Genomic DNA, 11,128 nt, shown 5'->3' with positions numbered 1-11,128 from the left:
CGTCACCAGCAAGCGATTACGGTAGGCGAGCCAGGAGCGATCTCTGTGAAGCCCGCGTCGCGGACGACGACACCCCCAGCGGCAAGCAGTTGCGGCCATTGTCCGGGGTCGGCTTCGCGTACCGTGCAGGCGTAATCGTTGCTCGCCCAGATCTCCGCACGCGCGGTACTCAGCGCCGCGGCCAGCAGCATCGAAGCGTGCCCCACTTGCGCGGCTTCCTTGCCCACGGTCATGCCGAGGGACGAGTTCACCCACAACACCGGCAAATCGTCCTGGTCCGCGCCGGGAGTGTCGTTCTCAAGATCGGTGCCCGATATCTGTAAACGCTTCAGGCGCGAATCGAGGGCACCCACTGGGCCCGGGACGAAGGCTCGCGCCTGAGCTCCGTTCACGGTGCTGGTCACCCCGTCGAGTTCCTGAACTGCCTCCCACTGCGCACCCCGTGCGCGCCGCGCGACCTTACGGATCCGCGAGGACATCCAGGCCGTGACGGGCTCTTCCCACGCGCCGCCTTCGCTCACACGCTCATCAAGACACACAGCGACCGAGGCCGCGGCGGCTGCGGCGAGCAAGCCGCTGCGAGCTGGTGGCTCTCGCTTCGGAATGTGCAGAACAATCTGCATGGCCAGCACCGCGGCGGGGTCCTCCGGGTCTGCACGTGCGCCCATGCGCGCCAGCGGGCTGCAAAGCGCGGCGAGGCGTGCGTGTCGCGCCGCGAAGCCCTCATCGATAACTGGGTCCATCGTGTTCACAAGATGGGGACGCGCCGCATAAGACCTTCGGCCGCATCGGCGTGCTCGACTTCGTCCCGCGTGATCCCGAGAATGAACAGGATCGCGTCAAGATACGGGTGAGTGAGCGAGGCATCCGCGACTTCCTGCAGCGCCGGTTTCGCGTTGAAAGCGATACCCAGCCCGGCTGCCTGGATCATGTCGATATCGTTTGCCCCGTCGCCAACGGCGACGGTCTGCTCGATCGGAACTCCTCGCTGATCGGCGAATGTTTGCAGCGCTACAGCCTTCGCGGCCCGATCCACGACATGTCCGAGCACGCGCCCGGTGAGCTTTCCGTCCACAATCTCGAGCGTGTTCGCCTCGATGAAATCCAGTTCAAGTTCGTCTGCGAGGGACTGGATGACCTGGCGGAAACCGCCTGAGACCACCCCGCACCGAAATCCGAGTCGCCTCAGGGTCCGGATTGTCGTCCGTGCACCCGGCGTCAACTCAAGCTTCGACGCAACCTCATCGATGACTGCGGCATCGAGACCGTTCAGCGCTGCTACCCGCTGGTGCAGCGATTCGGTGAAATCGATCTCACCGCGCATTGCTGCCTCGGTCACCTGCCGGACCTCCGCCTCTCGGCCGGCGTGGGCGGCGAGCATCTCGATGACTTCACCTTGTATCAGGGTCGAGTCCACGTCGAAGACAATCAGGCGCTTCGCGCGCCGGGCGAGACCGCCGCGCTCGACAGCGATGTCGACGCCTTCGGAAACCGAGAGTTCGGCGAGCCCCTGGCGCAGGTTGAGGTCGTCATCGTGGGTGCCGTGCGGTGTGCTCACCTGGAGTTCGAGGCCCGTTACGGGATAGTCAGCAACGCCGCGGATCGTGTCGATGTTGACGCCCTGCCGGGCTAGCTCGCGGGCAATGACTTTGAATGTTCGAGCGGTTACCGGCCTGCCCAGGACGACGATAGCGTGGGTGGATAAGGAGCGCCCGCCAACGGGGTCCGCCCCGATCTCCACATCGACGTTGAATCCGATGGAGGCCATCGCCTGCTCGACTTCGTCCTGGAGGGCCTCCGCGTCATGCGGAGTTGTGAGCAGGACACCGAGCGTGAGGCGTCCGCGAATCACCACTTGCTCGACGTCAAGCAGGTTCGTTTCGTGCCGCGAAAGCGCACCGAACAGGACGGAAGTAACACCAGGCTTGTCCCGTCCCGTCACCGTGATCAGAACCGTGGTTTCCGGTGTGCTCACCGCGCTCCCCTTTCGGCGTCCAAATTCTAGAAGAGATTATCCGCTGCTCACTGAAACGGCCCTGCCAGCGGGTGCAGGCAGGGCCGTTGCGGTCGGGTTGAGGCTACTTCTCGTCCTCAGGCGTCGCCACCGGTCGGTATGGCGGCGGAGCGTGGCGGTCAGCTTCGACAAGTTCATTGGACTTGTGGCCGTGGCCGGGTCCTACATGGGCTTCGTCACGCATCCGCTCGATCATGTGCGGGTAGTGCAGTTCGAACGCGGGACGCTCGGACCGGATGCGGGGAAGCTCGTAGAAGTTGTGCCGCGGCGGCGGGCAGCTGGTCGCCCATTCCAGGGAGTTGCCGTAGCCCCACGGGTCATCCACCGACACAACCTCGCCGAAGCGAATGCTCCTGAAGACGTTCCAGATGAACGGGATCGTCGAGGCTCCGAGGATGAAGGCACCAATCGTAGAGATTGTGTTCAGGGTGGTGAAGCCATCGCCCGGTAGGTAGTCCGCGTAGCGCCGCGGCATGCCTTCGTTACCAACCCAGTGCTGGACGAGGAAGGTGGTGTGGAAGCCAATGAAGGTTGTCCAGAAGTGCCACTTGCCGAGGCGCTCGTCGAGCATGCGGCCCGTCATCTTCGGGAACCAGAAGTAGATTCCGGCGAAGGTCGCGAACACGATGGTGCCGAAGAGCACGTAGTGGAAGTGCGCGACGACGAAGTACGAGTCCGTGACGTGGAAGTCGAGCGGCGGGCTCGCGAGGAGAACGCCGGAGAGACCACCGAAGAGGAACGTCACGAGGAAGCCGAGACTGAAGATCATCGGCGTCTCGAACGTCAGATGACCCTTCCACATCGTGCCGATCCAGTTGAAGAACTTCACACCGGTAGGCACCGCGATGAGGAATGTCATGAAGCTGAAGAACGGCAGCAGTACCGCACCCGTTGCGTACATGTGGTGCGCCCAGACAGCGATGGACAGCGCCGCAATCGCGAGGGTTGCGTAGACCAGACCGGTGTAGCCGAAGATCGGTTTGCGGGAGAACACCGGGAAGATCTCAGACACGATGCCGAAGAACGGCAGCGCGATGATATAGACCTCCGGGTGACCGAAGAACCAGAACAAGTGTTGCCAGAGCAGCACTCCACCGTTCGCCGGATCGTAGATATTCGCTCCTAGCTGGCGATCAGCGAAGAGCCCGAGCAGTGCAGCCGTAAGCAGCGGGAACGCGAGAAGGACCAGCACGCTGGTGACCAGGATGTTCCACGTGAAGATCGGCATCCGGAACATCGTCATACCCGGGCAGCGGAGGCACACGACCGTCGTGATCATGTTGACCGCGCCAAGGATGGTGCCCAGACCACCGACAGCCAGACCCATGATCCACAGGTCACCGCCTGGGCCAGGTGAGTGGATCGCAGTCGACAGCGGGGTGTACGCAGTCCAGCCGAAGTCAGCCGCGCCGCCAGGCGTGACGAAACCGCTCACGGCGATCAGCGCGCCGAGGAGGTACAGCCAGTAGCTGAATGCGTTCAAACGCGGGAACGCGACGTCCGGCGAGCCGATCTGCAGCGGGAGGATCACGTTCGCGAAGCCGAACACAATCGGCGTTGCGTAGAGCAGCAGCATAACGGTGCCGTGCATGGTGAAAAGCTGGTTGAACTGCTCGTTCGAAAGGAACTGCAGCCCCGGCACAGCAAGCTCGGCACGCATAAGCAGCGCCATGACGCCGCCGACCAAGAAGAAGAAGAATGATGTAGTCAGGTACATCATCCCGATCAGCTTGTGATCGGTTGTCGTCATCATGTCATAGATCAGGGAACCCTTCGGCTTATGCCTGGGCGGGTACGGCCGATCCAGATCCGGCTTGGGCGCTACGGCGGTCACTGATCCTCCTGACTGCGCGCCTGCGCCCACAACGAGTGAGCGCAGACTGTTTGCTGTCGCTGAGGCAAATCCTAAACCCTCGCCGTGAGTGCGTGTGCACCGGTCCTACGGTTTGTCGTAACTGAGCGATAAACAGTGCCGAAAGCCACGCGGTTCGTTTACCATGACCTGCGGTTTTGCCTCGCGATCGGACATCGCCCACGAGGACGGATCTCGCCGCGATCCAGTCGCTGGCGTCCTCACTCATGCTCGGTCACGATCCGGCGTGCCGTGGAAGGATCGCAACTTCGAAACCAAGGTGAGGCTTCCCAAAGTGTTCCACGATCTGGTAGATAGGTTTGCCACACCTAATCATCCATTCGAGATCGGGATCCACGTGACCTCTCACCTGCTTTCACGCAGCCGCTCCTGCCGCGCTGCCATCGGCGCGCTCGCGGCGACAGCGCTACTCGCCGGATGCGGCACCTCGCCTGAATCCGCGCCCACAGGCCAGTCGTCTGACGGGCCGTTCCCCCGCACGGTTGAGCACTACATGGGCGAAACGGAAATATCCGCGGAACCTCTTCGCATTGCCGGCCTCGACTCCAGCTACGCCGACGCTGTGCTGCTGCTCGAATCTGAACTCGTCGCGTACACCGACTACCGACAGCCCGGGCTGCCCGATTACCTTGGCGACGACCGAGAGAAATTCGGGACTACCGCCGAATCAATCGGCGATCTCAGCTCCCCGAGCGTCGAGAAACTGGCCGCGCTCGACCCTGACCTCATCGTCTCCGCGGCCGTCCGTCACGAGGACCTTTACGACCAGTTTTCCGCAATCGCTCCTACCGTGTTCTCACAGACAACGGGGCCTACGTGGAAGGAAAATATCCGGCTTCTTGCCGAAGCGCTCGGCAAGGAGGACGTCGCGGACGAGAAAATCCGTGAATACGAAGAGCGAGCACGCAGGATCGGCGAAGCGATCAACGAGAAACATGGCGCTCCCGTGGTTTCGATCGTCCGCTTCGCCGGTGAGCCCACCGCGCGCCTCTACCGGAGCACCTCGTTCAGCGGCATCGTGCTCGAGGATGCTGGGCTTGCGCGCCCTGCCTCACAGCTCGAAGACCCTGACGATCCCACAAACATCATGAACTCAATCAGCCCCGAGAACCTGCACCTCGCCGAAGCTGACGTGATCATCGTCTCGACCTGGAATCCTGGGACCGATTCAGAAGCCGACGAAGTGCGCGAAGCGGCTGCACAGTTCATCAACAACCCGCTCTGGGAAACTCTCAACGGCCGGAAGGTCGATGTGCGTGACGATATCTGGATGACGCCCGTGAGCATTCAGGGTGCGCACGCAATCCTCGATAACCTCGCAGAGATGTTCGACGTCGACCCGCAGAACCCCTAGCAGCGAGGGGTCCGTCACAGCACGGGCCCCTCAGGCCGGCCTGAGGTAGCGGAGGTATCGATACCGGTGGCCGTTCTTCGAGGTATGCCAGCCCTCAGCCGGATCGGCCGATTCGAGCGTCCATGAATCGTCAAGTTCAGGGGCGAACGCGTCACCAGGCACGTCGATATCGACTTCGGTGACGACAGCCAGGCTCGCGTACGGCAACGCTTCCGCGTAAATTTGCGAGCCGCCCATCACCCAGGCTTTGCGGTTTGCTTCCTCGAAAGCCTCCGGCAGCGAATGCGCCACGATGGCGCCCTCAGCTGCCCAGTTCGGCTGTCTCGTGACGACGATGTTGTCGCGGCCCGGGAGCGGGCGGAACTTGGGCTTGAGCGAGTCCCAGGTGGCCCGCCCCATGATCACGGGACAGCCCTGGGTGGTTTCCCGGAAATGGGCCATGTCCTCCGGGATATGCCACGGTATCGCTCCCTGGTTGCCGATAACCCGGCCGCGCGACTGGGCCCAGATCATCCTCATCCATGCCCCCTAGACTGCCACCGGCGCCTTGATCGGCGGGTGGTGCCGATAGTTCTCGACGATGAAGTCGTCATAGTTGTAATCGAACAGCGTCGCTGGCTTCCGGGCAAACTTCAGCGCCGGGTATGGATACGGGTCGCGCTCAAGTTGCCTCGTCACCTGCTCGACGTGGTTGTCGTAGATATGGCAGTCCCCGCCCGTCCAGATGAATTCCCCGGGCTGATACCCGGTCTGCTGAGCCACCATCTCGGTGAGCAACGCGTAACTAGCGATATTGAACGGCACGCCAAGAAATAGGTCCGCGCTGCGCTGATAGAGCTGGCATGAGAGCTTCCCGCCGGCGACGTAAAACTGAAAGAACGCGTGACAGGGCGGCAACGCCATGTTCTCGATCTCGCCGACATTCCATGCCGAGACGAGGTGCCGCCGTGAATGCGGAGCGTTGCGGATCGACTCGACAACCTGAGAGATCTGATCGATGTGGCGACCATCTGGGGTCGGCCAGGAACGCCACTGGACGCCATAAACCGGGCCCAGCTCACCATCCTCCCGTGCCCACTCATCCCAGATGGTGACGCCATGCTCCTGGAGCCAGCGCACGTTCGATTCGCCGCGCAAGAACCATAAGAGTTCGTAGACAACCGATTTGAGGTGCACACGCTTGGTCGTGATCAGCGGGAAGCCCTGAGTTAGGTCATATCGAAGCTGACGGCCGAAGACACTGCGTGTGCCGGTGCCGGTGCGATCGGGCTTGGGTTCGCCGCTTTCGAGCACGTCACGCAGCAGGTCCTCGTAAGGGGTGGGGATGGCAGCGAAGGGACCAGTCACGCCTCTACCGTATCGGTTATGCGGGCAATGTTCTGTCGAGACTCTCGGTCGAGCGCTTCCGAGCCCAGCCATTCACTCTCGTCCGCCGCCAGTAGGTCCGCGAGGCGCGCATAGAGGTCCGCTCCCCTGTCGCTCAGATGTACGCGCACTTTCCGGCGGTCCGCGGGATCTACTTCGCGATACAGAAAAGCGCGCATGACGAGCTTGTCTACCACGCGCGTGAGTGTCGGACCCGACACCTGCGTCGCGTGCTGAACCTGGGCCATCGTCCGCCCTTCTGCGGACCTGCCTTCGGCCAGCGCCAGCGCCTCGATGACGAGCCATTGATCGAAGCTGAGCGATTCCGATTGCATAAGCGCTTCCGCCGCTTTCGCGCGTACCTTCGCCAGTCGGTGGAGCACGTATGCCAGCGAGGGCGCTCGCCCTTGCCTGGCTTGTCCGCTCAGCGTCTTCCCAGAAATGACGGCTTCACCTACTTGCGCTCGATGTGACCAACGCTAATACTTTCAATTGAAATGAGTGTAGCCCGCAGCGGGGAAGAAATGACAGTGCCTCCGGGAAGACTCCTCCGGCCCCGGAGAAGCGCCGCGCTGCGCATCGGCATGGTTGTGCCACTTCAGGGCCCCGCCGGGCTGTTTGGCCCGTCGTGCGAAGCGCTGTCGGCCCTCGCCGCGCATGAGCTCAACGCTCGGGGCGGCCTGCTCGGCCGCGAGGTCGAACTCGAGATCATCGACGGCGGTGGGCGACCGGCCAATGTGGCGGAACACGTCCGGGGACTTGCTGACGACGGGGTCATCGATGCGGTGAGTGGATGGCATATCTCGTCGGTCCGCCATACGCTCGCGCCGGTACTGGCAGGGCGCATCCCCTATGCGTACACCTCCCTCTACGAGGGCGGGGAGCATCGAAGTGGAATCTACTGTTGCGGCGAGACACCGGGCGAACAGATCAGCCCCGCGCTTCAGTGGCTGCGGGACAACCTGGGCACGCGCAGATGGATGATCGTCGGCGATGATTATGTCTGGCCCCATTTGTCAGCCTCGGCAGTCCATCACTACGCCCACGATCTCGGCCTGACCATTCTTGATGAAACGTTCGTTCACCTCGGACGCAGTGACATGCGCGACTTGATCGCAACGCGTGGCCGCCTTGCAGCCCGAGGGTGTGCTGATGTTGCTTGTGGGGCAGGATGCCGTCGAGTTCAATCGAGCCTTCGCGCGAGCCGGTCTGCACGATTCGATCGTGCGTTTCAGTCCGCTGATGGAAGAGAACATGCTGATGGCCAGCGGGGCAGACGCAACCATCGGCCTCTTCGTCGCCGCCGCGTATTTCCGGTCGATGATTGGCGCCAATTCTCTTGACCTGGTCAGCCGATACACATCTCTGCACGGCGCCCATGCTCCAGCGCTCAACAATGCGGCCGAATCGTGTTACGAGGGCATCCAGACCCTCGCCACGCTGGTGGAACGTGCTGGGTCGCTTGAGATCAACCGGCTCGATGCCGTTGTTGACGGTGCTGGTTACGACGGGCCTCGCGGCCCCATCGAGTTTCGCGGCTCGCAAGGAAGCCAGCGAGTCCATCTCGCTGTGGCGGATGGTGTCGACTTCGACGTCATCACGACGCTCTAGCCCAGATCGTTTTAGCCAGTCTTCGCTCAGACCTTGACTATGTGACGGCCACCACTTAGATTCATTTGAAATCTTTTCATTTGAAATTATATGGAGGATCCGATGGGCAACGTGGGCTTGCTATACGTGGGAGCTGTCCTGTTCGTCAACGGCTTGATGCTGCTGGGAGCGGTCCCCCAGCGCTCAGCGGCAGTGCTCAACTTGTTTGTCGGCGCTCTCCAGTGCGTCCTGCCCACCGTCCTGCTCATCCAGGCCGCAGGTGACACCACCGCGATTCTGGCCGCCTCTGGCCTGTACCTCTTTGGTTTCACCTACCTCTACGTGGGAATAAACACTCTTGCGGGTCTCGATGCCCAGGGGCTCGGCTGGTTTTCCCTTTTCGTGGCCGCCGCCGCAGTGATCTACTCGGCCCTCTCGTTCACACTGAGCGCCGATCCTGTCTTCGGCGTCATCTGGCTCGCGTGGGCACTCCTGTGGTCCCTCTTCTTCCTGGTTCTCGGACTGCGCCGGACTGAATTCACCCGGTTCACCGGCTGGGCGGTCGTGCTGCTGAGTCAGCCGACCTGCACGATTCCCGCATTCCTGGGGCTCACCGGCAATTACACACCTACGGCAGCCGCTGCCTGGGGCACCGCTGCGGCGTTCCTCACCCTTATCGCGCTCGCCGCGGCAATAGCCCACCACGAAACAGCCACCAGTCACGTGGGCGCCTCATCCCGAGCCATCCACGCATAACCACTCAGTTACACCACAACAAGGAGGGATCCCTCATGCGTCACGGCGATATTTCATCTAGCCCAGACACAGTCGGCGTCGCGGTCGTCAACTACAAGATGCCGCGCCTGCATACCAGAGCCGAGGTACTCGAGAACGCACAGAAGATCTCCGACATGATCGTCGGGATGAAATCCGGCCTTCCGGGCATGGATCTCGTCATCTTCCCGGAGTACTCAACGCAGGGCATCATGTACGACGAGTCCGAGATGTACGAGACCGCAGCGACGATCCCAGGTGACGAAACCGCGATCTTCGCCAAAGCGTGCCGCCAGGCGCGTACGTGGGGGGTCTTCTCCATCACCGGCGAGCAGCACGAAGATCACCCGCACAAGCCCCCCTACAACACTCTCGTCCTCATCAACGACGAAGGCGAGATCGTTCAGAAGTACCGGAAAATCCTCCCGTGGTGCCCCGTCGAAGGGTGGTACCCGGGCGACACCACCTACGTCACGGCGGGCCCAAAGGGCATGAAGATTTCACTCATCGTGTGCGACGACGGCAACTACCCAGAGATTTGGCGGGACTGCGCGATGAAGGGTGCCGAACTCATCGTCCGCTGCCAGGGATACATGTACCCATCGAAGGACCAACAGGTACTGATGGCCAAGGCGATGGCCTGGGCGAACAACTGTTACGTCGCAGTGGCCAACGCCGCAGGATTCGACGGCGTGTACTCGTACTTCGGCCACTCCTCGATCATCGGTTTCGACGGACGCACGCTCGGCGAGACCGGTGAGGAGGAATACGGAATCCAGTACGCGCAACTCTCGCTCTCCGCCATCCGTGACGCACGAACCCACGACCAATCCCAGAACCACCTGTTCAAGCTGCTGCACCGCGGCTACTCCGGTGTGCACGCTGCTGGCGACGGCGACAAAGGCGTTGCCGACTGCCCCTTTGAGTTCTACAAGCTCTGGGTTACTGACGCGCAGAAAGCTCAGGAGAAGGTAGAAGCAATCACCCGCGAGACAGTCGGCGTTGCCGAGTGCCGTGTTGGAAATCTGCCCGTCGAACAAACGCGCGAAGCCTAATACCCAGGGGCAGTAAGGATCCGCCATGCCGTTTCTGACCGATATGTTCCACGAGAACAACAAGAACCACCCGACCGACTCGGCTGGCGGATCCTGCACCCGCGCTGATGTCCCTGCATCCCAACCCTCGCAAGGAATCAAAAATGGTGGCTTCAGCCCAGACGAGCTGACCGCCAGACTCGGTGAGCGCATCATCGGGCAAGATGCCGCGATAGCAACCGTGGTCAGGGCCGTCACGCTAGCGCAGTGCGGACTGTGTGATCCTGTGCGACCACTCGCGAACATCCTGCTTGTTGGGCCCACTGGCGTCGGCAAAACCGAACTGGTGCGACGTGTCGCGGCCGAACTGCGCAGCGGGCCAGATGATCTCTGCCGTATCGATATGAACGCGCTCGCACAAGAGCACTATGCGGCGTCTTTCTCGGGGGCACCACCCGGATATGCGGGCAGCAAAGAATCCTTCACCTTATTCGATAAAGGAACCATTGAAGGAGATCCCTACACTCCCGGAATAGTCCTATTTGACGAGATCGAGAAAGCAGATCGAACAGTCCTTCGGGCGCTGCTGCAAATTCTGGACAGTGGTGTATTGCACCTCGCCAATGGCGAGCGCACGATATCGTTCCGCAACAGCTACATCTTCATGACGTCGAATCTTGGTTCGCGTTCGATTTCCCAGTCCAAACGGCGAATCGCTTCTAGATTCGGACTTGCACGAGACGGCGCCACAGTCGCGCGGCGGGAACTCGAGCGCTTCTTTGATCCCGAGTTCTTCAACCGGATAGATGAGACCGTGATTCTTAGGGAGTTCACTCAGGAGACAGCGATGAGGGTGGCAAGGCTCGAACTTGACCTCTTATCGCAGCGGCTCGCACGGCGGTCCGTCGTGCTCACCACGAGCCCGGCAGCTGTTAGCACCCTTGCCGACCGGGGCTTCGACCCCGTCTACGGAGCACGGGGGTTGCGGCGGGCCATTCGGGAGCTGGTGAGCGCTCCACTCGCACGCGAACTAGTGCGGGTTAGGCCGGTGGGAACCAGGCGGGTGACTGCCACCGTCAATGCCACAGGCAAGGCGCTGCATGTGCAGGTCAGCTAGCCTCGCG

Annotated in this window: 10 protein-coding genes and 1 pseudogene; 5 read left to right on the top strand and 6 right to left on the bottom strand. The window is 61.8% G+C overall.

Annotated elements, in window-relative coordinates; genetic code table 11:
* Positions 1 to 2 precede the first annotated feature (2 nt).
* The 3 genes from FHU29_RS01160 to ctaD form a co-directional block, all read right to left on the bottom strand.
* Entirely contained in the window at positions 3 to 743 is a 741-nt protein-coding gene (locus FHU29_RS01160; RefSeq protein WP_064442523.1) for an aminoacyl-tRNA hydrolase, read from the bottom strand.
* 5 nt (positions 744 to 748) lie between these two features.
* Positions 749 to 1,975 carry a phosphoserine phosphatase SerB gene (serB, locus tag FHU29_RS01155; protein WP_064442496.1) on the bottom strand — a complete coding sequence of 409 codons (1,227 nt, stop codon included), beginning with the start codon at positions 1,973 to 1,975 and terminating at the stop codon, positions 749 to 751.
* A gap of 103 nt (positions 1,976 to 2,078) precedes the next feature.
* Entirely contained in the window at positions 2,079 to 3,848 is a 1,770-nt protein-coding gene (gene ctaD, locus FHU29_RS01150) for an aa3-type cytochrome oxidase subunit I (RefSeq protein WP_064442497.1), read from the bottom strand.
* Positions 3,849 to 4,224: 376 nt separating this feature from the next.
* On the opposite strand from ctaD, the gene FHU29_RS01145 reads away from it, so the two are divergent.
* Complete coding sequence (locus tag FHU29_RS01145; protein WP_064442524.1) at positions 4,225 to 5,241, top strand: ABC transporter substrate-binding protein; 1,017 nt, start codon at positions 4,225 to 4,227, stop codon at positions 5,239 to 5,241.
* A 30-nt stretch (positions 5,242 to 5,271) separates the two neighbouring features.
* Here FHU29_RS01145 and FHU29_RS01140 read toward each other — a convergent pair whose 3' ends face one another.
* The 3 genes from FHU29_RS01140 to FHU29_RS01130 are packed head-to-tail and all read right to left on the bottom strand — an operon-like array spanning position 5,272 to position 6,989.
* Positions 5,272 to 5,760: a dihydrofolate reductase gene (locus FHU29_RS01140; RefSeq protein ID WP_064442498.1), complete on the bottom strand. Its 489-nt coding sequence runs from the start codon at positions 5,758 to 5,760 to the stop codon at positions 5,272 to 5,274.
* Between the two features lie 9 nt (positions 5,761 to 5,769).
* Positions 5,770 to 6,588: a thymidylate synthase gene (locus FHU29_RS01135; protein WP_269747879.1), complete on the bottom strand. Its 819-nt coding sequence runs from the start codon at positions 6,586 to 6,588 to the stop codon at positions 5,770 to 5,772.
* Entirely contained in the window at positions 6,585 to 6,989 is a 405-nt protein-coding gene (locus tag FHU29_RS01130) for a MarR family winged helix-turn-helix transcriptional regulator (protein ID WP_232323092.1), read from the bottom strand. The genes FHU29_RS01135 and FHU29_RS01130 overlap by 4 nt, the downstream gene beginning before the upstream one ends.
* Positions 6,990 to 7,190: 201 nt before the next feature.
* Here FHU29_RS01130 and FHU29_RS01125 point away from each other — a divergent pair.
* From FHU29_RS01125 to FHU29_RS01110, 4 genes and pseudogenes are all read left to right on the top strand, one after another.
* A pseudogene (locus tag FHU29_RS01125) lies at positions 7,191 to 8,217 on the top strand (substrate-binding domain-containing protein).
* Between the two features lie 102 nt (positions 8,218 to 8,319).
* Positions 8,320 to 8,952: an AmiS/UreI family transporter gene (locus tag FHU29_RS01120; RefSeq protein WP_064442500.1), complete on the top strand. Its 633-nt coding sequence runs from the start codon at positions 8,320 to 8,322 to the stop codon at positions 8,950 to 8,952.
* A gap of 35 nt (positions 8,953 to 8,987) precedes the next feature.
* The gene (locus FHU29_RS01115) at positions 8,988 to 10,025 is read left to right on the top strand and encodes an aliphatic amidase (protein WP_064442501.1); all 1,038 of its coding nucleotides are present in this window, start codon (positions 8,988 to 8,990) and stop codon (positions 10,023 to 10,025) included.
* A 25-nt stretch (positions 10,026 to 10,050) separates the two neighbouring features.
* The gene (locus FHU29_RS01110) at positions 10,051 to 11,121 is read left to right on the top strand and encodes an AAA family ATPase (protein WP_064442502.1); all 1,071 of its coding nucleotides are present in this window, start codon (positions 10,051 to 10,053) and stop codon (positions 11,119 to 11,121) included.
* Positions 11,122 to 11,128 lie beyond the last annotated feature (7 nt).

It is taken from the genome of Hoyosella altamirensis, assembly GCF_014191505.1.
GTDB lineage: Bacteria > Actinomycetota > Actinomycetes > Mycobacteriales > Mycobacteriaceae > Hoyosella > Hoyosella altamirensis.
Note: the sequence above shows the minus strand (reverse complement) of the source record. Positions and strands in the feature narration are given on the sequence as shown.

Bases quoted from the DNA above. Each gene is read 5' to 3' on its own strand.
- FHU29_RS01140 (WP_064442498.1), bottom strand. From the start codon at position 5,760: ATGAGGATGATCTGGGCCCAGTCGCGCGGCCGGGTTATCGGCAACCAG.
- FHU29_RS01160 (WP_064442523.1), bottom strand. From the start codon at position 743: ATGGACCCAGTTATCGATGAGGGCTTCGCGGCGCGACACGCACGCCTC.
- FHU29_RS01120 (WP_064442500.1), top strand. From the start codon at position 8,320: ATGGGCAACGTGGGCTTGCTATACGTGGGAGCTGTCCTGTTCGTCAAC.
- FHU29_RS01115 (WP_064442501.1), top strand. From the start codon at position 8,988: ATGCGTCACGGCGATATTTCATCTAGCCCAGACACAGTCGGCGTCGCG.
- FHU29_RS01110 (WP_064442502.1), top strand. From the start codon at position 10,051: ATGCCGTTTCTGACCGATATGTTCCACGAGAACAACAAGAACCACCCG.